This is a genomic window from Actinoallomurus acaciae, from assembly GCF_042429965.1.
GTDB lineage: Bacteria > Actinomycetota > Actinomycetes > Streptosporangiales > Streptosporangiaceae > Actinoallomurus > Actinoallomurus acaciae.
Genome location: NZ_JBHLZP010000085.1, coordinates 370 through 22,956, shown reverse-complemented (window position 1 = coordinate 22,956; position 22,587 = coordinate 370). Strand labels below are relative to the sequence as shown.

Sequence of the window (22,587 nt, the reverse complement as noted above, 5' to 3'; positions counted from 1 at the left end):
GCCGAGGCGGCCGCGAGGATGGCGACGGCCATGGTCGGTGCGGCGAACGCGACGATCGGCCCGACGCCTGCTCTGGTGGACAGCGCCGCCGTCGGCAGCAGCCCGCCGGCCAGCACGGCGCCGGCCACCAGGACGACCGCGACGTGCGCCGAGCGCCGGTGGACGCCGAGCACGAACAGCGCGACGACCAGCAGGTAGAAGGCCATCTCGTACGACAGTGTCCACAGGACGTTGATGGCGTTCGGGACGGCGAGCACGTCCTGCAGCATCGTCAGGTGCGCCAGAACGGCGGTCGCGGGCCGATACTGCTCCAGCCCCGCCCGCAGGCCGCGGATCCCGAGCAGGAACGGCAGCACCGTGATCGCGCACGCGACCGTCAGCAGCGGGTGGATGCGCAGCAGCCGGCCGATCCAGAAGCCGCGCACCTGGCCGTGCCGTTCGAGGGACGCCGGAATGATGTAGCCGCTGACGAGGAAGAACACCAGCACGCCGTACAGGCCGGGGTCGAACCACAGCCGCAGGCCGGCCCGCCAGCCGGGCGTGAAGTAGTAGGTGGCGTGGTGGAGGGCGACGACCATCGCCGCGATCCCGCGGAGCAGGTCCAGCCAGCCCAGGCGCTTCGGCGCGCTCGCGGGGAGAGGGACTCGTTTCATCGGCGGCGACCCGGTCAGTGAGGGTTGGCGGTCAGCAGGTCGCCGAGCAGGTCATCGAGGCTGACCAGGCCGATGAACGGGTCGTCGGAGGAGGCGACGACGGCGAGTTGGGCGCGGGCGTTCCGCATGGTCGTGAGGGCGTCGAGCACGCCGCAGCCGGGAGGGAGCGTCGGAACGGGGTACATCATGTCGGCGGCGCGCCCGGAGGCGGTACGGCCGGTGAGGGCCTCGCGTACGTGAAGCATGCCGGCGATGCCACGGCCGTCGGCGCGGACGAGGATCCGGGTGTGCCCGTGCTCGGCGGAGGTACGGCGGATCCGCTCGGCGTCGGCGTCGGCGGGCACGGCGGCGACGTCGTCGGCCGGGACGATCAGGTGGGCGATGGTCGCCTCGTACGTGGCGATGGCCCGCCCCAGAAGTGCGTGCTCGGCCTGGCCGATGAGCCCGAGGCGGCGTGACTCGGTGATCAGGTGGGACAGGCGTCGCGGGTCGGCGTGGGAGTCGGCTTCGGTCGGTGGGCGGACGTGGACCAGCCGCAACAGTGCGGTGGTCACGCCGTTGAGCATGGTGATCAGCGGCCGGGCGAGCCGGGTGAAGGCGAGGAAGGGCACGGCGAGCGTCCGGGCGGAACGCTCGGGGTCGGTGATGGCCCAGGACTTGGGCGCCATCTCGCCGACGACCATGTGCAGGAAGGTCACGATGGCCAGCGCGACGACGAACGCGATCGAGTGGCGTACCGGCCCGGGGGCGCCGACGGCCTCCAGCGGCGGGTCGAGGATGTGCTCGAACGCCGGCTCGGTGACGGCGCCGAGGCCGAGCGAGCACATGGTGATGCCGAGCTGGGCCCCGGCGAGCATGAGGGACAGCTCGTCGATTCCGGCGACGGCGGCCCTGGCCGCGCGGCTGCCGCGGGCGGCGTCGCGTTCGAGCCGTACGCGCCGCGCGGCGACGAGCGCGAACTCCGCGCCGACGAAGAACGCGTTGCCCGCCAGCAGCAGGATCGTGATCGAGAGGGAGACCGGCAGGTTCATCGGCTCTCCTCACGCGCCGTGGACAGCAGACGCATCGCGATGACGCGGGGCACCCGCCTGCGCACGCTGAGCACCTCCAACTCGGCTCGCACCGGCGGACCGTGCCGCGGCTCCACGGCGACCTCGACGCGGTCGCCGATCCGCGGCAGCCGGCCCAGGCGCGCCATGAACAGCCCGCTGAGACTGTCGTAGGCGGGGTCGTCGGGGAGCGCCAGGCCGGTGACGTCGCGTACCTGGGCGATCCGCAGCGTGGCCGGCAGCCTCCAGACGCCCCCGGCCGGTGCCGGGGCGGGCGCCAGGGCGTCGTTCTCGTCGGCGATCTGACCGACGAGCTGTTCGGCGATGTCCTCGAACGTGAGGATGCCGGCGAGCCCGCCGTACTCGTCGACGACCGCGGCGAACTCCTCGTGCGCTTCGCGCATCCGGCCGATGACGAGGTGCAGGGGAACGGTGGCGGGCAGCAGGAGGGCGGGGCGTACGAGGTCGGCGATGAGCCGGTCGTCGGAGATGCCGGGCGGCGCGATCTCCCGGACCCCGGCGATCCCGATCACGTCGTCGATGTCGTGGTCGCAGACGGGGTAGTTCGTGTGGCCGGTCTCGGCGATCCGCTCCTTGAGGCGGCCGACGGTGTCGTCGGCGGGGACGGCGACGACGTCGGGGCGCGGAACCATGACCTCTGCGGCGGTGCGCTCCCCGAAGGTCAACGCGCGTTCCAGCAGCACCGACAGGTCGGCGGGGATCCGGCCGGACCGGTGGGACTCGCCGATGATGTCGCCGAGTTCGGTGAGCGTCGCCCCGTGGGAGAGCTCCTCGACCGGCTCCACTCCGACCAGGCGCAGCAGCCGGACGGAGGCGGTGTCGAACAGCCGGATCACCGGGCCGGCGACGGCCAGATACGCCACCGTCGAGGCGGCCAGGGCCTTCGCCAGGGGTTCGGCGCGAACGAGCGCGAGGTTCTTGGGCAGGAGCTCGCCGAGGACCATCTGCACGACGGTGGCCAGGACGAAGCCGACCACCAGCGCGGCGGGTCTCGCGACCGCGTCCGGAACGCCCAGCGCGTCGACGACCGGGCGGATCAGCGCGGACGCCGCGGGCTCGGCGATGAAGCCCACGACCAGTGCGGTGACGGTGATGCCCAGCTGCGCGCCGGACAGCATGAACGACAGCCGCCCCATCACGGCCAGGGCGCGCCGTGCCCGCGCGTCGCCGTGCCCGGCGTCTTCGGCGAGCCGGGCCCGGTCGGCGGTGACGAAGGAGAACTCCTGCGCGACGAAGTAGCCCGTGGCGGCGGTCAGGGCGAGCACCGCGGCGAGTCCCGCCAGCGCGTTCAGCATGACCCGGTCCCGGGTCTGTGACCGGGGTCCGACGAAGCGGACACCGAACTCCTCCCGTTCAGAGCCGTTCGACGGCCGAGCGGTACGTGGTTCCTTTGCAGCGTACCGTCGTGATGGCTCATCTTCGCAGGTCATCGGGTGTCTTCGGGAAACGGTCTCGCCGCCGGACCTGAGCGAGGCGCTGTTATCCACAAGCGGCGACGAGCATCGACGGACCGGCGCCGATGGGGAAGCCTGGTGGCGTGAACGTCGGCCGGCCGACGCCGGGACGGCCTGAGCGAGAGGTGAGACGTTGAACGACCTGCCGCCGCTGTGGGACCAGCACTGCTGCCTTCCGTTGACGCCCGACGCCGACGTCGGCGGGCTCCTGCGGTTTCGGGAGATCGGTGCGAGCTTCGTCTCCGTCAACGTCGGCTACGCGCCGAACGACGCCGCCTCGACGCTGATGGTCCTCGAGTCGTTCCGGCGGCAGCTCGCCGCGGACCGGCGTTTTCTGCTCGCCGGGTCGGCGGCCGACGTGGTCACGGCACAGGCGTCCGGCCGGCTCGCCGTCGCCTTCGACCTGGAGGACGCCAACCCGCTCGGCGGCCGGCTCGACATGGTCGAGCGCTATCACCGGCTGGGGGTACGGACGCTGGTCCCCACCTACAACCACCGGAACGCGGCCGGATCAGGATGCATGGACGCCGACGATGAAGGCCTGACCGCGTACGGACGTGCGATGGTGCGAGAGATGAACCGGGTGGGCATGGTCGCCGACGGCTCGCACTCCAGCATCCGCACCGGGCTCGACCTGTGCGAGGTCTCCACCCGGCCGGTCGTCTACAGCCACACGTGCATGCGGTCGGTGTGGGAGCACGAGCGCAACATCACCGACGAACAGGCCAGGGCCTGCGCCGAGACCGGCGGGGTGATCGGCATCACCGGCGTGGGCATCTTCCTCGGCCCCAATGACATCAGCCTGGACGCACTGGTTCGCCACCTCGACCACGCGGTCGAGCTCGTCGGACCGGACCACGTCGGCATCGGCACCGACTACCCCTTCGACCTCGCCGATCTCAACCGTGAGATCACCGAGCACCCGGAGCTGTTCCCCGAGAGCTACACGCGCTGGGGCCCGATCCGCTTCGTCGAGCCCGAGGCGCTGTCCCCGCTCGCGGCCGTCCTCGCCGACCGTGGCTACCCCGACGAGGCGATCACCGGCATCCTCGGCGGCAACTTCATGCGCGTCGCGTGCCAGGCATGGGGTCCGGCCGCCGATGCCACCACCGAGCCGCCGCCGGATCCGACCGGGTGAGCGGCGGGAGACCCGGCACGCCGGTTCAGGCGGGCGACGAGTCGATCCTGTGCCACAACGCCTTGGCGGCGCTGATCAGGACGCAGTACAGGGCGACCACGCAGGTCAGTGACAGCAGGCAGAGCGCGGGCAGAGACCGCATCTCCAGCGGCGCGGCCAGCGGGGACAGCGGCAGGCAGGTCGCGATGGCCGTGATCGCCATGGTGCCCGCCAGCACCGGTAGCGCCGCGCGGTTGCGGTGAGACGGCGGGCGGCGGTCGCGGAGCAGGTGGACGGCGGCCGCCTGGGTCAGCAGGTTCTCGAAGAACCAGCCGGTGTGGAACAACGCCTGGGCGGCCGCGCCGGGATGGCCGCCGGTGACGTGGAGCAGGATGGCGAACGCGGTGAGGTCGGCGAGGGTGTTGGCCGGGCCCAGCAGCAGGACGAATCTCGTGAGCCGGCGCGGGTCGAAGGTCTGCGGGCGGCGGAGCGCCCGCCGGTCGACGTGGTCGAAGGCGAGCGGGAGCAGGCACAGGTCGAAGCACAGGTTCTGGATGAGGATCTGCATCGGCAGCATCGGCAGAAACGGGAGCAGGACGCTCGCCGCCAGCATCGACAGCACGTTGCCGAAGTTGGAGGAGATGGTGATCTCCAGATACTTCCTGATGTTGCCGAACGTGCGCCGTCCCTCGGTGACCGCCTCGGCCACCGCGTGAAGGTCGTCGCCCAGCAGGACGACGTCCGCCGACTCTCGTGCGACGTCGACGGCGCTCTCCACGGTGATCCCCACGTCGGCGTCCCGCAGCGCGCCCGCGTCATTGACGCCGTCGCCGACGAATCCCACGACGTGCCCGGACGCCCGCAGGGCGCGGACGATCCGGGCCTTCTGCTCCGGGTCGATGCGCGCGAAGACGGTGGTCCGCGCGGCGAGATCGCTCAGCACCGCCTCTTCCAGGCCGGCGATCTCCTCGCCGAGCACGGTATGACCGGGGGCGATGCCCGCGTCCCGGCAGATCCGCGCCGCGACCAGCGGATGGTCGCCGGTGAGCACCTTGACGGCGACGCCTCGCTCCGCCAGCGCGGCCACCGCGGCGCGAGCGGAGTCCCGCGGGTGGTCGCGGAAGCCGACGAACCCGACCAGCGTCAGGCCGGGGTCCGGCCGAGGACCGGCGGGGTCGGCGATGGCGACGGCGAGCATCCGGACGCCGTCGGACGCGTGGCGGTCGGCGAGTTCGCGCAGGCGGCACCGGTCCGCCGCGCTCATCGGCAGGTCGTCGCCGTCCACGCGCAGGCGTACGCACCGCGGCAGGACCTGCTCGACCGCGCCCTTGGTGATGAGCGTCTCGGCGAGGGGCCGATGGCCGCGCCGTACCACGACGTCGCTGCTGCGGCGCGCCGCGTCGAACGGAACGACCTCCGTGGCGACCCAGCCCTCCGCGGGCACGCCCACCTGTTCGGCGTGGGCCAAGAGGGCCTCGTCGAGGTCGTTGACCGGCCAGGCGTCCTCGGTCTGGGTGGTGCCGACGCTGTTGATCGTCGCCCACCGCAGCACGTCGTCGTCGGGGCGGCCGTACGGGTCGAGGTGGCACTCGACCCCGATCTGGTCGCGGGTGAGAGTGCCGGTCTTGTCCATGCACAGCACGCCGACGGCGCCGAGGTTGTGCAGCGCGGGCAGCCGTTTGATGATCACCTTGTGGCGGATGCCGGCCTTGGCTCCCCGGGCGAGGGCCGTACTGACCATGACCGGCAGCATCTCCGGCGTCAGCCCCACCGCGACGGAGATCGCGAACCACAGCGCCGCGAGCCTGACCCCGTGCACGGCGGCGTTCACGACGAACACCAGCGGCGCGCACACGAGCATCAGCCCGATCAGCGCGCGGGACACGCCCTTGACGCCGCGGTCGAACGCCGTCTCCGCCCGCCGCGGTGCCAGGTGCGCGTGCATCGCGCCGAAGTAGGTCGACGCGCCGGTCGCCATCACCACCGCCGTCGCCGTTCCGGCGCTGACCGTGCTGCCCATGAATCCCAGCGCCGGGCAGTCGAAGGTGCCCAGGTCACCGTCCTGTTCCCGATACGGCGCGCCGGCGCCGTACGCGGCCTGCTTGGCCACGGGCACGGACTCCCCGGTCAGCACCGCCTGGTCCACCCGCAGCCCGGCCGACCGCAGCACCCGTACGTCGGCGGGCACCATGTCTCCCGGGCCGAGGCGCACGACGTCACCGGGGACGAGCTGATCGACCGGTATCTCACGTGCCACCGGCGGAGCCTGCGCCGACGCGCGGCGTACGACCGTGGCCGTGGTGATCACCATCGCCCGCAGTGTGGCGGCGACCCGGTCGAAGCGGTGTTCCTGACGGACCTGCAACCAGCAGCTGACCAGGACCATCACACTGATCACCGCCGTCGCGCCGTACGCGCCCAGCGCCGCGGACACGCCGCCCAGGACGTACAGGATCACCACGAAGGGGTTGGTGAGCGCGCGCAGGAGACCTGATCTCCGGCGTCCGGCGCCGGTGATGACGTTGTCGCCGTAGTGTTCCAGCCGGGCGTGGGCCGTCTCCTCCAGGAGCCCGCGCGGTCCGCTCTCCAACCGGCGCAGCGCCTGATGCACGGGCATCGAGGCGAAGTCGGCCAGCCGGCCGCGCACCGCGGGCAGCCGCGGTCCACCGGCCGCGTCGGCCGGTGCGGGAAGGACGAGAGGCTCAGGCGCCGACGCCACGACGGCGCCTCGTACCCGCGGTCTGATCCTTCATCCGGTGGACCATCTGCCGCACGATCGTCACGATGTGCGGGTCGTCGACCAGGTAGACCTGGTGGCGTCCTTCGCGGCGGGAGCGGACCAGACCGGCGAGCTTCAGCTTCGCCAGGTGGTGGCTCACCGTGGGCACCGTGCCGCCGACCTGCGCCGCGATGGTGCCCACGTCGCACTCTCCATGAGCGAGCACCCACACGATGTGCAGCCGCATCGTCGAGGCCAGCAGGCCGAACGTGCCCGCCATGTCTTGGAGCAACTCGGGCGACAGGACCGGAGGCTCGCCGGCATCGGTGTCCGCCACCAACCCACCTCCACGCCTGTTCGGCACCTCGGACTGCGACCAGCCTCCCGGAGCGGACCGGAGCGGCGCAACCGGACCCCCGGAGTGGCGACCCTCATATATTTGTCGACTTGTACAAGTATCGGAAATAGACTGAACCGTCAGCGGGGCGTGACCGTCATAGAAGAACGACATCGTCTTTGTGGTACGGGGAGACTGCCGCCGACGGTTCACACGGATACCGAATCAGCGAGACGACCGAGCGCGACTCATCGGCGTCGCGACCGCGACGCTCCCGAGGACCACCTCTCAGCAACACTCCTACGCGAACCACCTGGTCACCACGAGACTCTGCGAAAGGGGGCGAGTCGCTCGTGCCGCACACTCAGGTCGGGGAGTTCTCTCACCGGTCGTGGGCGGAGCCGCGGACCGGCCTCGCATGGCGGTCCGCCATGCGACGGCAGCGTAACGTCCGTGCCGCCATGACCTTCTGGATCTTCAACAGCCTGCTCGTCGTCGGTGATCTCCTCGATCACGCCTGGCTCACGCTGCACCGTCGTTGAGCCGCTCAGCCCCGGGTGCCGATGGCGCCCGGGCACGGGGTGAAGTGAACCCGGCCTGCGCCGTTCATCGCCGGCGGCGCAACGACCTGCGCGCACGGCGCAGGCCGCGGTTCTTCAGGACGCGGACGAGTGTGGCGGCGTCCGCGTCTCGTACCTGGAGGTCTTCGGCCGCCGGCCTGCCTTCGACGGCTCCGCTGGCGGCGATGGCGCCGATGATGGCCTGACACGCGGCCTCGGAGGACACCAGCGGTATACCGGTGGCGGGCGTGTCGCCCGGCGGCGTCCGGCCCAGGCTGGAGATGTCGCCGACGATGCGCACCCCCAGCCGCGAGATGGCCTCGGCCGCCTCGGCGCCGATCTCGGCCGCCCGCTCCAGCGCCCAGGCCGGGGTGGTGATCCGGTGCTCTTCCGGTAGCGGCTCGTGCGACGCGCGCATCTGGGCGATCGCGCCGTACCTGATGAACCGCGGATACACCTTCTCCGGCCATTCGCGGCGCCGGAACTCCTGGTTGAGCAGCCGGACCAGTTCGGCCTCGCCGGAGGTGAGCGAGCGATTGGTCCGGCTCTGCTCCGGCACCAGGACGCCCTCGGGCACCCCCAGCAGGGACTCGAAGGTGCGCGGCAGCATCTCCGGGCGCGACGGGTCGACCACCACGACGGTCAGGTTGGCCGGGCCGACGACAGAGGTCCAACGTCCGACGAGTTCGTCGTGCCGGTGGCGTCGCCAGAAGGTCGGCGTGGGCCCGGTGTACGGCGGCTTGGTGAACATGGTCTCGAGCCAGGGGTCGTAACGCATCCGCAGGCCGTTCTGGACGTACTGCTGCCACTGGGACGGCAGGATCTTCGCCAGCGGTCGCAGCGTCACGACGACGTGCACTCTCCGGCCGCCCAGGTCCTCGACGATCCGTGGCACCGCGTCGTCGCCGCCGTCGGCGAAGAACTCGCTGCTCACCACGGCGCGGTCGGCTCCGGTCACCTCCGCGACCAGCCGGTCCCAGGCACCGAGGTTCGGCGGGGCGTGCCCCAGCAGCGGTGGCCGTCCGATCACGGCGTGGACGGCGGCCATCGGATGCCGGCCGGTGCCCGGGAAGACCACGCCGTGGTCGGCCAGGCGTTCGCGGGCCCGGTGAAGGGCGCCCTGCAGGGCCGTCGTGCCGGTCTTGTGCGGCCCGATGTGCACCAACCGGGTGCCGGGCGCCAGTTGAAGGTCGTCCGAACGCACACACCCTCCTCGCCGTCGCGTGATGTCCGGGCACTCTAGGCAGGGCGTTTTAACTTTTCATTAACCTTCGCTGGGTGAATGTTGAGGGTCGCCCTCGCGGCCGGGCCGGTCAGCGGAGGAGCTGGATGATGGCGAGGACGCCGATCGCCACGATGAGGCCGCGCATGACCAGGGGGCTGAGCCGGCGGCCTATTCTGGCCCCGACCTGGCCGCCGAGCGCGGAACCCGTGGCGAGCAGGACGACCGTCGTCCAGTCGAAGTGGGCGACGAAGAGGAAGTAGCAGGCGGCGACGGTGTTGACCACGGCGACCAGGACGTTCTTGACCGCGTTGACGCGTTGCACATCCTCATCGAGCGCGACGCCCATCAGGGACATGTAGATGATCCCCTGGCCCGCGGCGAAGTAGCCGCCGTAGACGCTGGCGAACGTGAGCCCGGTGAACAGCAGCGGACCACCGTCGTGGCGGGCGGGCCTGCCGGTCGTCTCACGGTGGCGACGCACGCTCTTGCTGATCGTCGGCTGGAGCACGACCAGGACGAGGGCGAGTCCGACCAGAGCCGGCACGATCTTCTCGAACGCCGAGGCCGGAAGGGCCAGCAGGAGCGAGGCGCCGACCAGGCCGCCGGCCAGAGCGCCGGCGCACGCCTTCAGAACACGCCGCCGCTGGCCGGCGAGGTGTTTCCGGTAGCCGATGGCCCCGCTGGCGGAGCCCGGGATCAGGCCGAGCGCGTTGGAGACCGTGGCCGTGAGGGGCGACATGCCGATGCCGAGCAGAACCGGAAAGGTGATGAGCGTCCCGGAGCCGACGACGGTGTTGACGGTGCCGGCGCCGACGCCCGCTCCGAACACGGCGAGCATCTCCCACAGCGTCACGGCCTCGCTCCTCGCCGGGCCGGATTCGGGTTGCGGCCGGTGACCGGTGGCATGCCCATACGGTCACGCTAGAGCGGAGATGCTTCGACGCTCGGCGAAGTATCACCGGCCCGGCTTGCGCTGGGCGGGTAGAACTGGTCCATGGCCGAGCATGCGATGTGGTCCTCGTCGGCGACCGAGCCGAGCGGCGAGGACGTGAACGCGGTGACGACGGCCGTGTTGACCGCGTCGCGGCTCCTGGTCGCCGTCTCCGCGCGATCGCTGGCCGCGGTGGAAGAACGGGTGACCCTGCCGCAGTTCCGGATGCTGGTGGTGCTCGCGAGCCGGCCCGGGATGAAGCTCGTGACGCTCGCCGAACAGCTCGCGGTCAACCCCTCGACCGCGATGCGGATGGTCGAGCGCCTGGTGGCCGCCGGCCTGGTCGACCGGCGGGTGAATCCGGAGAGCCGCCGCGAGATCCTCCTGTGCCTGACGGACGCGGGTGCGCAGATCGTCGACGAGGTCACCTCCCGGCGGCGGGAGGAGATCGCGGCCATCGTCGCCGCGATGGCGCCGGGCCAGCGCGCCGGGCTGATCACCGCGCTGCAGGCCTTCACCGAGGCGGGCGGCGAGCCCGCGCCCGGCGAACCGGTCCGCGACATCCTGACGCTGGGCTGGCAGTGATCGCCGGCGGAACCGCGCTACGGCGACGCCGCTCGTCGATTCCCGCGCAATGCGATGTCCCCTGCAATGATCTCGGTTCGGGGAACTCCGGGCAGGCGGCGTATCCCGCTGACTAGTGTCAGGAAAAACGACCGCGGCGGGAGATGGGCGTCATCGATGAGGAGGCTTGAACCGCTACTGCGGTGGCTGCCGTTCATGGTGATGATGATCGTCGCCGTGATCGATCTGCTCGCCGGACCCACCTTGGGCTATCTGCCGCTGCTGGCCCTGGGGCCGGCGTTCGCCAGCCTGTGCTGTGACGTGCGCGGAGCCTTGCTGGTGGGACTGATCGCCGTCGGACTGTGCGTGGTGCTCGCGTCGTACGACGGGGTGCTGGGGCATCGGGCGAACAACATGCTGCTCATCTCGTTGGGCGGAGTGACGCTGGCGAGCGCCCTGGCCAGCGCGGTCCGGCAGCAGCGCGAGCGGGAGCTCGCCGACGTGCGGACGGTCGCCGAGGTCGCCCAGAAGGTGCTGCTGCGGCCGGTGCCGCGGTCGGCGGGGCCCCTGCGGGTCGCGGTCAGTTACATCTCCGCCGCCGCGGAGGCGCGGATCGGCGGAGACCTGTACGAGGTCGTCACGAGCCCGCTGGGCGTGCGCATCCTGGTGGGCGACGTGCAGGGCAAGGGCCTGGAGGCGGTGGAGACGGCGGCGGCCGTGGTCGGCGCGTTCCGCGAGGCGGCCTACGACGAACCGGACCTCACCGGGGTGATCACACGGCTGCAGACGTCGCTGGACCGCGTGCTGTCCGGAGAGAGGTTCGTCACCGCGGTCATCGCCGAGCTCCGCGATACGCGGATCAGCCTGATGAGCTGCGGTCATCCTCCTCCACTCGCGATCGGCGTCGACGGCGGCGTCCACTTCGTCGAACTCCCGGAGCCGGCACCGCCGCTGGGGATGACGGATCTGGTCGACGTGCAGCCGCAGGTGTGCGACGTCGCCTTCGCCCCGGGCGACCAGATGCTCTTCTACACCGACGGGGTCGTCGAGGCGCGCGACCGCGAAGGTCGTTTCTACCCGCTCCAGGATCGCGCCTTCCTGTTGAAGGAGCAGAGTGCGGAGCAGGCGCTGGAGGACCTGCGCACCGATCTCGTACGCCATGTCGGCGGCCCGGTCGCCGATGACGCCGCCATGCTGCTCATCCGCCACCGCTGACGGACGCGTAACCGGTGATGCCAGAGCGTCATTTGGGATAAAAGTGATAATAGGTGTGATAAGCGGCAAAATATATTAAAGGCGCGTTTCGACCTATTGTGCGGCGGTAATGGGGCCGGTAAGCATCCGTCAATCACGGGGGAGGATGCGATGACGGAATCACGAGGTCGTCACGGCTTCGGCCGATCATCCGGGGCGGGGCCCAGGGAGTCGAACGAAGAGCGGCTCCGAGAAGAGAGGCTGAGGGAAGAGAGGCTCCGGCAGGAGGGGCGCACGCAAGAGCCGATGCGCCCGCCGCCGGGCGAGGCCGAAGGCGACGAGCGGGAGTTCTCGTTCTGGCACGACCGCAGCCGGGTCTTCCTGCAGCCGATCGCCGCACCTTCCATCCTCGGCCTGTTCGGCCTGGCGGCGGCGGCGATGATGGTCGGCGCGTGGATGGCGCGCTGGTACGGCACCGCCCTTACACCGCTGACCCTCTACCCGTTCGTGCTGACCGCGGGTCTGGCGCAGTTCATGGCGGCGAGGTGGTCCTACCGCGCCCGCGACGGCCTGGCCACGGCGGTGCACGGGATGTGGGGGGCGTTCTGGGTCGGCTTCGGCCTGTTGCTGATTCTGGCCCTCCTGGCGTTCCCGACGGTCCTGATCGCGCCAAGGATCGGAGCCGCCGATCCGGCGTTCGCGTTCTGGCTCATCGCCATGTGTGCGATCACCGGACTGTGCGCGCTCGCGGCGCTCGGCGAGAACCTCGGCATGGCCGCCGTGCTCGGACTGCTGGCCCTGGCCAGCGGGTTCGGCGCCGCCGGCTTCTTCGCCGGCATGTCATGGCCCGTCCGCGTGGCCGGCTGGCTCTTCGTGATCGCCGCGGCGGCCGCGCTGTACGTGGCGGCGGCGCTCATGTTCGAGAACAGCTTCCGGCGCACCATGCTGCCGCTGATCCGGACCCGAGGCATGGCGGGGAAGATCCCCGGCCGTGCCGCCCGCCCGCTGGAGTACCGGCACGGCCAGCCGGGCCTCAAGATCGGGCAGTAGCCGACCGCCGTATCGACCGGCTCGCCGTACGGCCGGCAGAGGATGTGCTGGTCAAAGCCACTTCTGTGTCCGCTAGGCTCAACGCCTGCCCGTAGTCGTTGGCCCCCCGCGGGAGCACAGAGTGTCAAGAGTGACCAGGTTCTGCCGGTCGTTGGCGCGCCGCACCAGTCGCGCCTACCACATCGCCTGCGCGCGTGATGACGCGGCGAGCCATAGGTTCGTCGTACCCGACGGCGTGTGGGTGTGCGACGAGTGCGACGTCGTACTGCTGGACGCCACGGACGTGTCGCGGCACAGAGCCCACCCTTTCTGACCGTCACCACCTGAGCCATGACGACGCCGCGCGGGTAGGTCCGCCGACCCAGGAGAACGCAGGGCGCCAGGGTGATGAGGAACGCCGACTCCGGTGACGCTGAACGCCTTCCCCGTGGAGAGCGGGTCGGCGAGGAACCCGAAGGCCACCGAGGCGACGGACTCGGCCCCCAGCACCGCGCGTACGCTCTCCGCCCGACCCCAGAGGGGAAAGGGGGCGACGTCGAGCGGCAGGGGATCGCGAAGATGTACCGCGTCACCTCTCACATCGACATCCGTGCCGGGTCACACGGGAGGAGACGCGCGGGCTCGGGAACCTGGCCGGCCCGCCCACGACCCGGACGAGCCGCCGCCTCCTCGCCCACTTCCACCGGCACATGCTTCCGCAGGCCGCCCAGCACTACCTGGAGACACTCTTGAAGCTCAAGAACTACGAGTACCAGAGCGACTTCGCTCGCCACTACTTCGGCGAAGGCAAGGCTGAAGGCAAGGTCGAGGAGGTAGCGAAGGTCATCTTGATGGTGCTGGCCGCGCGGAGCGTCTGTGTCTCGCCCGAGGTTCGTGCTCGCATCATCGGGTGTGGTGACCTCGTCCAACTGGAGGCATGGGCGGAGCGTGCGGCGGTCGTCTCGACGGCTGTGGAGCTCTTCGACTGACCCGTCAGGGTGATCGGCGCGTCCCGTCGTGGTCACGGGCTGACCGCTAGGGCGAGGAAGGCAGCGAACACCGTCAGGTGCACGCCGCCCTGGAGCAGTGTCGCGCGGCCCGGCACCACGGTCAGGGTCGTGACCGCGACCGTGAGTCCCAGCAGGATCAGGTGCGTGGGCCCAAGACCGAGGACGAGAGGTCCGCTCAGCCAGATCCCGGCCATGGCGATGGCCGGGACGGTGAGCCCGATGCTGGCCATCGCCGAGCCGAGGGCCAGATTGAGGCTGATCTGAATGCGATCGCGGTGTGCCGCGCGTGCCGCGGCGATGGTCTCGGGCAGCAGTACGAGCAGCGCGATCACGACGCCCACCACCTTCTGCGGCAGTCCGGCGGCCACGAGTGTGGACTCGATCGTCGGCGACACCGCCTTGGCCAGCCCGACCACCGCCATCAGGGCCACCAGCAGCAGAGCGATGCTCAACAACGTACGGCGCGCCGAGGGGCGAGCGACGTGTTCTTCGGCGCCGGCCATGGCGTCCTGCGGGGGCAGGAAGTAGTCGCGATGGCGGACGGTCTGGGTCAGTACGAACAGGGCGTACAGCGCCAGGGAGGCCACCGCCGCGAAGCCGAGTTGGCCCGGGCTGGCCGTCGGGCCCGGACGGGTGGTGGTGAACGTCGGCAGCGCCAGGCTGAGCGTCGCGAGCGCCGCGACCGTGGCCAGTGCCGCTCCGATGCCCTCCGCGTTGAACGTCACCACCCGGTGGCGTACGGTCCCGATCACCAGGGCGATGCCCACGATGCCGTTACAGGTGATCATCACGGCGGCGAACACCGTGTCGCGGGCGAGTGACTCCGTCTTCCTGCCCCCGGAGATCATCAGCGCCACGATCAGCGCGACCTCGATCACGGTGACGGCGACCGCGAGGACCAGCGAGCCGAACGGCTCACCGACGCGATGCGACACGACCTCCGCGTGGTGTACGGCCGCCAGGACCGAGACGGCCAGGAACACCGCCACCGTCGCGGCCACCACCGGTGACAGGGCTTGCCCCCAGACCAGGGACAGGATGACGACCGCGAGTATCGGAGCGAGCCAGGTCCAGTGCGCCGCCCACGACCTCACGCGTGGGCGCCACACGACCCGGTTCCGCTGCCGATCACGTGCGGAAGCGTACGCCGCCGGACGGCGCGGAACAGTGGCCGCGGACGGCACGGGACGACCCGGACATGTGGGAACGTCACCGGCGATGCGCCCAGACGGGAGGCGCATCTAGCGGCTCGGGTGTTGAGTCACCCATTCCGTCAGGAGCGTGAGGAAATCGCCGGGCCGCTCCATGGAGGGCAGGTGGGCGACGTCGGGCCAGTCGACACGGCGGACGCCGGGCAGCGCCCGGCAGATCCGCTCGGCGGAGTCCTGGATGGTGTCGAGGTCGTGCCCGCCGACCAGGACGAGCACCGGAGTGGTGAGATCGGGCAGGCGTTCGAGCGCGGGCGGGGTGAACTCGGCCTCGTCGGTATCCCTCAGGGACTCGGCGACTTCGAACGCGCGCCGCTGCATACGCCGTACGTGGTCCTGGATGCCGGACGGTACGTCGGACGGATCACGGTCGCGGCCGACCACCCACGTGGTGATGTTGGCCTCCACCGCCGCGTCGAGGTCGCGGGCGGCCAGGGCGCTCCTCTCCGCTTCGAAGAAGTTCTGGAGATCCTCGGTCGACTCGGCCAACAGAGCGCCGCCCGGCGGGCAGAGCAGCAGGGACTGAGCCAATTCCGGCTCGGACAGGGCGACCTCGGCCGCGACCCCGGCTCCGAGCGAGCCGCCTACGAGGTGACACCGGGTGATGCCGAGGTGGTCCAACGCGGACAGGACATCTTCGGCCGCCGACCAGCGAGCGCCGGGTGGCCTGCCGGACTCGCCGAAGCCGCGAAGGTCGAGGCGGACGACGTCGAACCCGGCCGTGAGCGCGTCCCACTGGGCGTCCCACATGGTCCGGTCGGCCACGCCGGCGTGGATGAGGACGATCGGAACGCCGTTGCCGCGACCGGCGCGTTCGTAGGCGATCCCCTGCGGAGTGTGGCGGGTCGCGCTCACAAGGTCTCCAGACGCTGAGGAGCGAGGACCAGACCAAGGAAGCACTCGGCGGGGTCGACGACAACGCATTTGTCCCGCAAGCCCTAGGCGATCGGCATGGTCACCGCGATCGGCCAGGCGAGCAGTACGCCGCCGACGACGGCGGTCAGCCAGGCCGGTGCCCGGACCGCGCGCAGAGCCGCGGCCTGGACGCCCTGCCAGATCAGCAGCCCGGCCAGCAGCGGCGCCACCAGCAGGACGAATGACGACGCGGCGCCGACGAGCACGGCGACGCCGAGGCCGGCCAGCGCGCCTCCCGCGATCCAGGCGTGGATCATGATCGCGCCTCGCCGGTCGTACCCTCGGCACAGCGCCTCGATCCCTCCGAAGAACGCCGCCGCGCACGCGGTGATCGGGAGGAGCGCCCAGGCCCGTACGCCGACCGGAACGGCGTGCGCCCAGCCGAGTTGGGCCGGTACGGCGAAGGAGACCACCGTCAGCGCCACCAGGACCACGGTCGCCGCGGCGGTCGCGGTCCATGACCTGCCGTCGCCGTCATGGGTGACATCGGTGCGCCCGGCGAGCAGGGCGGTGGCCAGGAGCAGGACGCCGATGACGCCGAAGAACCCGCCGACCGGGGCGGCCACCGCGAGCGGCAGCAGGCCTCGCGGGACCACCGCCATCACCGGCACCGCCGTCAGGACCGCGCCCACGGGTACGCCGAGGACGAGCGGAAGCGGGGCCCGACGGCGCTCGCGGTCAGGCGCCGGGGGCCTCCGCAGGACCGCCGCCGCGATCGCGCCGAAGCTCAGGACGGCCGCCAGGTGCAGCAGCATCGCGGATCCGGCGCGCCACACCGGGCGGACCGCAGCCTCGTGCGGAGCGCCGGCGGAGGAGCCGCCGAGCGACCCGTCGAACCAGGTCGCGACCTCGCGGTGGGTTCGCGGGCTGAACAGGACGCTGACGTGCTCGACATCGGGGACGATCACCGCCCGGCGAGCGGTGCCGGCGCGCGGATCGCCGTACGTGACGCCGGTACGCGCCTGCGGGTAGGCGGCCCGCAGCGCGCCGAGGGCACCGTCACGGAACCCGGTGAACTCCAGGCCGCCGGCGAGCAGGAGCAGGTTCCGTGGACGCACCGCGGGTCCGGCCCACGTCGGCCCCTGGGAGATCGACACCGTGGCGCGGATCGCCGGGTGCACGGCGGCGTACCGCAGGACCGCGGCGGCGCCCATCGAGTGACCGAGCAGACCGATCCGCGCGGCGTCCACCCACGGCATGGCGCGCAGATGACCGACGGCGACGTCCAGATCACGGTCGAGTCGCGCGTCGGCGGCCGGCCCGTCGCCCGCGTCCGGCAACCGGTCGGTGCTCGCCCCGTGGCCCGCCAGGTCTACCAGTTCCACGGCGTACCCGCGACGCGCCAGCGTGTCCGCGAACCCGCGCATGAGCTGCCTGCTGGCGGCCAGACCGTGCGCGACCACCACTCCGGGCAGCCGGCCGGTCGTCCTCGCCGGCCGGGCGACCTCCAGCGGCACCCCGGCTACCACGGCGGAGTGCCGCTCGATGCCCCGGTCCGCGGTGGCCAGGCCCACGACTCCGATCACGGCGCACACCAGGGCGAGCAGCAGGGCGACGACGCGGAGCGGCGGGAGCGCCGGTCGTTCCGCCGCACGCGGCCGCACGTCTTCCACGGTCTCCACGATTCGCTCCCTGCCGATCGAGGCCAACGACGATCATCGCGCCGGACGCGGCCGCTCGTACCCGAAACAGCACCACACGTGCTGCGTGACGGTTCGACCACCGTGGAACCGCAGCGTGCGGGTACGGCTCGGCCAAGAGAGGACTGACGACGAGCGAGCACACGCCGACGCCCGAGCCGGGCATCCCCGGCTGCACCCACGCGCTGAGCCTGGAGGACCTGGAGCGGCTGAAGGCGGCGGCCGGGCTCACCCCCGAGAACGAGGAGGTCGTGCGCGATGCCGCCGGGGGTCTTCGCGGGGCACGCCCGGTCTGTTTATGCGGCCGTACTCCGGTCGTCCGGGCGGGACGTCCGAGGAGGTCCTGCGACGCTGCCGGGGTCCTTGCGGGGCAGGCCGAGCATGGTCTCGGCGTGGCGCGCCTGGTTCGGTGGGCTGCTGTTCATGGCCGCACTCCGGGGCGCTCGAGGAGGCCCGGCGATGCCGCCGGGATCCTCGCCGAGCAGGCCGACGATATTGCGTGGCGTACCTGGCTCGGTCTGTCCCTGGTCTGGGGGCATCCCCTGTCATCGACGGTGGCGGTGTTCCTGGCCGCCTCGGTCCTGGCGGACGTGCACCACGCGGGGGTCGTGTCGCATCGCGTCGGTTAGCCGTTCGGCGAAACGCTGTTCATGCGGTCCTACTACGGTTGGTACGGCGGCGCGTCCAAGCCGAGGTTTCGACCGCTTCATCATCGATGGCTGTACCCGTCCGCTGGACCTGAACCATCGGCACGAGATCGGGCTGCGTCGTACCCACGCCAAGAAGTACCGGGCCGACCATGCGTTACCTGCTCGGCTTCACCGCCGTCGTGATCACTACGGCGCGTGAGTGTCTCGCCGCCACGAGGGCCGGGTCGACCGGACGCACGTGGCGTTCACCAAGTCCGTAATGCTCCGCGTCACCGTGTGGACCCACGCCTACGGCGGCGCCGCCGACCGGCCCTCGTCACCAGTGCGCTCGGTCCACCCGGCCGAGGCCCGCTCCCTCCGCGACCGTGCCGCCGCACTCCGTCGGTATCCGGACACCACCGCCTCCTCCGCGTTGCCGGTGGCGGGCCGGTGTGGTGCCTGCGGTGCCCGGGCTCTCGACCTCGATCGGTCCTTCAGGCCGATCCGGCAGCCAACGGCGTCGGGCGGTCGGCGGCCCGGAGGCCGGGTCTCTACCACGGGACGGTTTCGCCGTGGCGATCCAGGAACCGCAGGCCGGAGGCGCCGGCCTGCGCTTCGAGGACGTCGACGACGGCCGGGATGCTCTCCTGGGGAGTGAGGGGCGCGTCGGGTCCGCCGAGGCGGGTCTGATTGTGGCCGGGATCGATGAGCAGCTTGGTCTGTCCGTCGTCGGCATGGCGGGTGGCGTAACTGCGCATCAGCTGGTTGAGCGCGGCCTTGCTGGCCTTGTACAACTCATAGCCGCCCGCGGTGTTGCGCGCGATGCTGCCCTGCTCAGAGGACATGACCGCGACGGTTCCGCCGGGCGCGACGAGTCCGCGGAGGGCCTCAAGGGTACGCAGCGGGCTCAACGCGTTGGTGATCATCACCTCGGTGAACATGTCGGTCGAGACCTCGTTGATCGGCAGATCGCCTCGGTCGATCGCGGCGTTGACGAAGAGCAGATCGAGTCGACGGCCTTCCAGGCGTTCGCGCAGAGCGGTCAGCTGTTCGGAGCTCGTCATCTCCAACGACTCGACCTCCAACCGCCCGTTCCCGGCGTCGGCGATCGCCTGCAACTCGCCGCCGCCCTGGCGCGTCGTGGCGATGACGCGCCAGCCGCGTCGAGCGAGCTCGTCGGCGAGGACGAGTCCCAGTCCTCGAGAGGCCCCGATGATGAGAGCTTGGCGTTCGGACATGGCACATTCACTCCTGGCGATGATTAGACGCAACGTTGCGTCTAATCTAGCTCCTTCGTGCACCCGCCGCGAGTCCGGGGCGGCTACCGGATGTCCCCGCCCCTGGCCGCCACGTGTAGCCTCGATGTACTACACGTCGTAGTTTTCAGTGAGGTCATGGTTCCGCCTGGGTGGTTTCGGCTGGTACGCGCCGGGGGCTTCGCCTCGGTGTGCGTCGTGCTGTCCAAGGCCGGGCATGACCTGATGGCGGCGCGGCCGGCGGCGGCGTGGTCGGGCTGGGTCGCCCTGGTCGCCGTGACCGCGATCGGCTACTGCCTGGCCGACCGGCGACGCCCGCTGTGGTGGATCCTGCTCGCCGTGGAGGTCACGCAGAGCTGCCTCCACCTGTGGTTCACGTGGTCCACGCCGGGCGCGACTCCCGGCCATCTCGGCGTGGCGACGTACGGCGGCATGCACCACCACCTCACCGGTGCCGGCCTGCCGACGGGGGCGTCCCACGGCGGCGGCATGTGGGGCGCGCACGCACTGGCCGGACTGCTGGTCGCCCTGTGGCTGTACGCCGGTGAGCGCGCGCTGTGGCACGCGCTCGGAACGATCGTCGGATCCCTGGTCGCGTGCACCCTTCGGGCGTTCCTGCTCGTCCTGTGCGGCGGTCTCGACGCGGATCGGAGAACGGCCGGCGCGAGCCTGTGGCGCGGCGAGGACGAGACCCCGCCCGCGCTCGCGGCGCTGCGCCACGCACTGGTGCGACGAGGGCCGCCGCGGACCGTCATGTACCTCGTGTGACCACAAAAGGCACCGGTGACGTTCCGGCGCCGCTTCACCCGATACCGCCCGCTCATGGTCTTCGTCGGGCAGAGATCTCGGACGCTGTGCCATCGATTCAAGGTCCTGCTCACGGTGACATCGCTGGGCGCCTGCGGACACCGGGCCGACCTGTACGGCACGAGGATCGACACGCCGTCGCACGAACCCGACCTGACACTGACCGGGCCTGCTGTTCATGGCGTTCCGGTCCGAACCGGCCGACGGCTTGGCCCGGAGCCGGCGGCGGCTCGCGTTCGCCGGCGGCCTGGGCCGGTTCCTCCGCCACACGTCCAGTGCGCTGTTCGCGGTCCCGCGCGGCTGTGACCCCACCGGCCATCTCGGCCAAGATCTCGTGGAGAGACTCTGATGGACCATTCCATGACCATGGGCGGACCGCTGGCGCCGCTCACCTGGGCGCAGGCGTTCACCACCTGGCGGTTCGCGCCCGTCACCACGGCGCTCCTGTCGCTCGCCCTGTTGCTCTACCTCGGGGGCGTGGTCGCCGCGCACCGCAACGGGACGCGATGGCCGATCGCCCGTACGGTCGCGTTCACGGCCGGGCTCGCGGTCGCGGGCGCGGCGATCATGGGCAGCCCCGGCGTGTACGGAGACAGTGGCCTGCTGTGGGTGCACATGATCGAGCACCTGATGTTGATCATGGCGTCGCCGTGGCTGCTGTGCCTCGGCCACCCCGAGACCCTGCTGCTGCGTGCCACGCGCGGGGCCGTCCGCGAACGCGTCGAGTCGATCCGGAGGTCGTGGTTCGTCCGGACCCTCCGCTCGCCGCTCACCGGGTTGGTCGTGTACGCGGCGGTGCTGTTCGGCGTCCACCTGTCGGGCTTCATGGACGTGATGATGGGGTCGCCGGGGCTGATGGCACTTGAGCGCGCCCTCTACCTCGGCGGCGGATACCTGTACTTCTCCCGGCTGCTGACCTCCGACTCGCCCGGTGTCGAGCTGCCGTACCCGCTGCGGTTGTTCAGCCTGTTCATGGGCATGTCCGCCGACACCATCGTGGGGGTCGTGCTGCTGCAGGCGACCAGTTCACCCTTCCCCTCCTACGCTCGGATGCAGCCGTCGTGGGGGCCGGGCCCGCTGGCCGACGCCCACGGTGCGGGCGCCGTCATGTGGATCGGCGGCGACGGCCTGATGTTCGTGATGATGCTGGTCGTCGCCGCCCGGTGGTTCACGGACCGGTCGCCGGAGGCCGCCCGGGCCGGCGCCTTCCTGGAGTCGGCCCGGCAGGCGGCTCTCGCCGGCACCGGGCACGACACGTACGGCGACACCGCGCACCAGGACCGCGAGCGGCTACGGACCAGCGGGGACGTCGACGAGGACGACGCGGCCCTGGCCGCCTACAACGCGCTCCTCGCCGACCTCAACCGGACGTCGCGCGACGGCCGTTGACCGGCTCGGCGGTCAGCCCTTCACCAGCACGGCCGTGAGTGTCATCAGCGAGACGGTCACGACCGCGACGGTCGTCAGGAGGGGGCGCCGGGCGCCGGTGCGCGTTCGGCGGCCCAGCCGCCAGACCAGGGCGCTGAGGACGAGAGCGGGGATGCCGAGGGCGGGATTCACCTTCACCAGCGCGCCGCTGAGCGAGGCGAAGGCGATGGAGGTTCGCCGCCAGGCCAGTTCGGTCCGCTCCTCGGCCAGGCCCCGGTCGGACGCGGCCTCGGGCCGCACGGTCATCGGCCGTGGGCGGCGGAGAGGACCAGGACCGTCGCGGAGACCAGCGCGATCGCCCCGACGGCGAACGTCAGGACCTTGGGCAGTACGGACCGCGGCAGGGGCTCGGACCGGTACAGGGCGCGCTGGTTGCGGCTCAGCTCCCGGTGGCCGATCACCGCGATCACGGCGCCCAGCAGGATCAGCGGGACGGCGAGCACGTGGCGTCCCCACGGGACGCCCGGGAACGGGCGCAGGACCTGGGCGACCGCGAGCCCGGCCGCGACCAGGGCCAGCGCCGTACGGTTCCACGCCAGGAAGGTGCGCTCGTTGGCGAGCAGGAACCGCGCGTCCGGCGGCGTCTCCGAGGCGGTGTCCGGGACGGCGCGCCGCGGGGCCCGTACGGCGATCGGCGCCGCGAGGATGAGCACCGCGAGGCCGAGCGCGGCGAGGGCGAGCCGGGCACCGGCGGGGTCGCCGGCGAGTGACCCGGTGAGCGTGACGATCGCCACCGACAGCGCCATGCCGAACTCGCCGGTCGCGACCGCGTCGCGGGTTCGTGTCCGGCTCGTCGACGGTGGTGGGGTGGTGTTTGGTGTGGTGTCGGGTTCGCCGGTCG

The 22,587-nt window shown here is 71.4% G+C and carries 23 protein-coding genes; 10 read left to right on the top strand and 13 right to left on the bottom strand.

Features of this window, described 5'->3' with window-relative positions:
* From ACFFNX_RS14285 to ACFFNX_RS14275, 3 genes are all read right to left on the bottom strand, one after another.
* Positions 1–653: acyltransferase family protein (locus ACFFNX_RS14285; protein ID WP_378200844.1), on the bottom strand; the 653-nt coding region annotated here is incomplete at its 3' end.
* A gap of 14 nt (positions 654–667) precedes the next feature.
* Positions 668–1,684 (bottom strand): CNNM domain-containing protein, encoded by a 1,017-nt coding sequence (locus ACFFNX_RS14280; RefSeq protein WP_378200841.1) that lies wholly within the window; start codon positions 1,682–1,684, stop codon positions 668–670.
* Positions 1,681–3,018 (bottom strand): hemolysin family protein, encoded by a 1,338-nt coding sequence (locus tag ACFFNX_RS14275; RefSeq protein ID WP_378200838.1) that lies wholly within the window; start codon positions 3,016–3,018, stop codon positions 1,681–1,683. Before ACFFNX_RS14275 ends, ACFFNX_RS14280 begins: the two co-directional genes overlap by 4 nt.
* A 292-nt stretch (positions 3,019–3,310) precedes the next feature.
* Here ACFFNX_RS14275 and ACFFNX_RS14270 point away from each other — a divergent pair, with 292 nt between their 5' ends.
* Positions 3,311–4,315, top strand: coding sequence for a dipeptidase (locus tag ACFFNX_RS14270; RefSeq protein ID WP_378200835.1), 1,005 nt, complete (start codon positions 3,311–3,313; stop codon positions 4,313–4,315).
* A gap of 25 nt (positions 4,316–4,340) precedes the next feature.
* Here ACFFNX_RS14270 and mgtA read toward each other — a convergent pair whose 3' ends face one another.
* The 4 genes from mgtA to ACFFNX_RS14250 all read right to left on the bottom strand — a co-directional run bounded on the left by mgtA (position 4,341) and on the right by ACFFNX_RS14250 (position 9,988).
* Complete coding sequence (gene mgtA, locus ACFFNX_RS14265; protein ID WP_378200832.1) at positions 4,341–7,013, bottom strand: magnesium-translocating P-type ATPase; 2,673 nt, start codon at positions 7,011–7,013, stop codon at positions 4,341–4,343.
* Positions 6,997–7,350, bottom strand: a complete 354-nt coding sequence (locus ACFFNX_RS14260; protein WP_378200829.1) for an ArsR/SmtB family transcription factor — start codon at positions 7,348–7,350, stop codon at positions 6,997–6,999. Before ACFFNX_RS14260 ends, mgtA begins: the two co-directional genes overlap by 17 nt.
* Before the next feature lie 606 nt (positions 7,351–7,956).
* Positions 7,957–9,114, bottom strand: a complete 1,158-nt coding sequence (locus ACFFNX_RS14255) for a hypothetical protein (RefSeq protein WP_378200826.1) — start codon at positions 9,112–9,114, stop codon at positions 7,957–7,959.
* A 109-nt stretch (positions 9,115–9,223) separates the two neighbouring features.
* Complete coding sequence (locus tag ACFFNX_RS14250; RefSeq protein WP_378200823.1) at positions 9,224–9,988, bottom strand: sulfite exporter TauE/SafE family protein; 765 nt, start codon at positions 9,986–9,988, stop codon at positions 9,224–9,226.
* A gap of 141 nt (positions 9,989–10,129) precedes the next feature.
* On the opposite strand from ACFFNX_RS14250, the gene ACFFNX_RS14245 reads away from it, so the two are divergent.
* The 5 genes from ACFFNX_RS14245 (at position 10,130) to ACFFNX_RS14225 (ending at position 13,842) form a co-directional block, all read left to right on the top strand.
* On the top strand, positions 10,130–10,651 hold the full coding sequence (locus ACFFNX_RS14245) for a MarR family winged helix-turn-helix transcriptional regulator (RefSeq protein WP_378200820.1): 522 nt from the start codon (positions 10,130–10,132) through the stop codon (positions 10,649–10,651).
* A gap of 156 nt (positions 10,652–10,807) precedes the next feature.
* A complete protein-coding gene (locus ACFFNX_RS14240; RefSeq protein ID WP_378200817.1) occupies positions 10,808–11,845 on the top strand; it encodes a PP2C family protein-serine/threonine phosphatase in 1,038 nt (345 codons plus the stop codon).
* Positions 11,846–12,130: 285 nt separating this feature from the next.
* A complete protein-coding gene (locus tag ACFFNX_RS14235; protein WP_378200814.1) occupies positions 12,131–12,874 on the top strand; it encodes a GPR1/FUN34/YaaH family transporter in 744 nt (247 codons plus the stop codon).
* A 130-nt stretch (positions 12,875–13,004) separates the two neighbouring features.
* Entirely contained in the window at positions 13,005–13,187 is a 183-nt protein-coding gene (locus ACFFNX_RS14230) for a hypothetical protein (protein ID WP_378200810.1), read from the top strand.
* 376 nt (positions 13,188–13,563) lie between these two features.
* A complete protein-coding gene (locus tag ACFFNX_RS14225) occupies positions 13,564–13,842 on the top strand; it encodes a hypothetical protein (RefSeq protein ID WP_378200807.1) in 279 nt (92 codons plus the stop codon).
* Between the two features lie 32 nt (positions 13,843–13,874).
* Here the strand turns inward: ACFFNX_RS14225 and ACFFNX_RS14220 are convergent, their stop codons facing one another.
* The 3 genes from ACFFNX_RS14220 to ACFFNX_RS14210 form a co-directional block, all read right to left on the bottom strand.
* Positions 13,875–14,957 (bottom strand): calcium:cation antiporter, encoded by a 1,083-nt coding sequence (locus tag ACFFNX_RS14220; RefSeq protein WP_378200804.1) that lies wholly within the window; start codon positions 14,955–14,957, stop codon positions 13,875–13,877.
* A gap of 147 nt (positions 14,958–15,104) precedes the next feature.
* Positions 15,105–15,926: an alpha/beta fold hydrolase gene (locus tag ACFFNX_RS14215; RefSeq protein ID WP_378200801.1), complete on the bottom strand. Its 822-nt coding sequence runs from the start codon at positions 15,924–15,926 to the stop codon at positions 15,105–15,107.
* A gap of 83 nt (positions 15,927–16,009) precedes the next feature.
* On the bottom strand, positions 16,010–17,608 hold the full coding sequence (locus ACFFNX_RS14210; protein ID WP_378200798.1) for a dienelactone hydrolase family protein: 1,599 nt from the start codon (positions 17,606–17,608) through the stop codon (positions 16,010–16,012).
* 410 nt (positions 17,609–18,018) lie between these two features.
* On the opposite strand from ACFFNX_RS14210, the gene ACFFNX_RS14205 reads away from it, so the two are divergent.
* On the top strand, positions 18,019–18,255 hold the full coding sequence (locus ACFFNX_RS14205; RefSeq protein WP_378200795.1) for a hypothetical protein: 237 nt from the start codon (positions 18,019–18,021) through the stop codon (positions 18,253–18,255).
* A gap of 551 nt (positions 18,256–18,806) precedes the next feature.
* On the opposite strand, the gene ACFFNX_RS14200 is transcribed toward ACFFNX_RS14205, so the two are convergent.
* Positions 18,807–19,493, bottom strand: a complete 687-nt coding sequence (locus ACFFNX_RS14200; protein ID WP_378200792.1) for an SDR family NAD(P)-dependent oxidoreductase — start codon at positions 19,491–19,493, stop codon at positions 18,807–18,809.
* Between the two features lie 156 nt (positions 19,494–19,649).
* Between ACFFNX_RS14200 and ACFFNX_RS14195 the strand changes: the two genes are divergently transcribed.
* The 3 genes from ACFFNX_RS14195 (at position 19,650) to ACFFNX_RS14185 (ending at position 21,707) form a co-directional block, all read left to right on the top strand.
* Complete coding sequence (locus ACFFNX_RS14195) at positions 19,650–20,279, top strand: hypothetical protein (RefSeq protein WP_378200789.1); 630 nt, start codon at positions 19,650–19,652, stop codon at positions 20,277–20,279.
* Positions 20,280–20,496: 217 nt separating this feature from the next.
* Positions 20,497–20,667, top strand: a complete 171-nt coding sequence (locus ACFFNX_RS14190; RefSeq protein WP_378200787.1) for a hypothetical protein — start codon at positions 20,497–20,499, stop codon at positions 20,665–20,667.
* Complete coding sequence (locus ACFFNX_RS14185; RefSeq protein WP_378200784.1) at positions 20,667–21,707, top strand: cytochrome c oxidase assembly protein; 1,041 nt, start codon at positions 20,667–20,669, stop codon at positions 21,705–21,707. Before ACFFNX_RS14190 ends, ACFFNX_RS14185 begins: the two co-directional genes overlap by 1 nt.
* Positions 21,708–21,719: 12 nt before the next feature.
* On the opposite strand, the gene ACFFNX_RS14180 is transcribed toward ACFFNX_RS14185, so the two are convergent.
* Positions 21,720–21,992, bottom strand: a complete 273-nt coding sequence (locus ACFFNX_RS14180) for a DUF202 domain-containing protein (RefSeq protein ID WP_378200781.1) — start codon at positions 21,990–21,992, stop codon at positions 21,720–21,722.
* The coding region (locus tag ACFFNX_RS14175) for a YidH family protein (protein WP_378200778.1) at positions 21,989–22,587 on the bottom strand (599 nt) is incomplete at its 5' end. The genes ACFFNX_RS14180 and ACFFNX_RS14175, both read right to left, overlap by 4 nt.

Bases quoted from the DNA above. Each gene is read 5' to 3' on its own strand.
- ACFFNX_RS14280 (WP_378200841.1), bottom strand. From the start codon at position 1,684: ATGAACCTGCCGGTCTCCCTCTCGATCACGATCCTGCTGCTGGCGGGC.
- ACFFNX_RS14275 (WP_378200838.1), bottom strand. From the start codon at position 3,018: ATGCTGAACGCGCTGGCGGGACTCGCCGCGGTGCTCGCCCTGACCGCC.
- ACFFNX_RS14245 (WP_378200820.1), top strand. From the start codon at position 10,130: ATGGCCGAGCATGCGATGTGGTCCTCGTCGGCGACCGAGCCGAGCGGC.
- ACFFNX_RS14240 (WP_378200817.1), top strand. From the start codon at position 10,808: ATGAGGAGGCTTGAACCGCTACTGCGGTGGCTGCCGTTCATGGTGATG.
- ACFFNX_RS14235 (WP_378200814.1), top strand. From the start codon at position 12,131: ATGCGCCCGCCGCCGGGCGAGGCCGAAGGCGACGAGCGGGAGTTCTCG.
- ACFFNX_RS14225 (WP_378200807.1), top strand. From the start codon at position 13,564: ATGCTTCCGCAGGCCGCCCAGCACTACCTGGAGACACTCTTGAAGCTC.
- ACFFNX_RS14200 (WP_378200792.1), bottom strand. From the start codon at position 19,493: ATGTCCGAACGCCAAGCTCTCATCATCGGGGCCTCTCGAGGACTGGGA.
- ACFFNX_RS14195 (WP_378200789.1), top strand. From the start codon at position 19,650: ATGGTTCCGCCTGGGTGGTTTCGGCTGGTACGCGCCGGGGGCTTCGCC.
- ACFFNX_RS14190 (WP_378200787.1), top strand. From the start codon at position 20,497: ATGGCGTTCCGGTCCGAACCGGCCGACGGCTTGGCCCGGAGCCGGCGG.
- ACFFNX_RS14185 (WP_378200784.1), top strand. From the start codon at position 20,667: ATGGACCATTCCATGACCATGGGCGGACCGCTGGCGCCGCTCACCTGG.
- ACFFNX_RS14180 (WP_378200781.1), bottom strand. From the start codon at position 21,992: ATGACCGTGCGGCCCGAGGCCGCGTCCGACCGGGGCCTGGCCGAGGAG.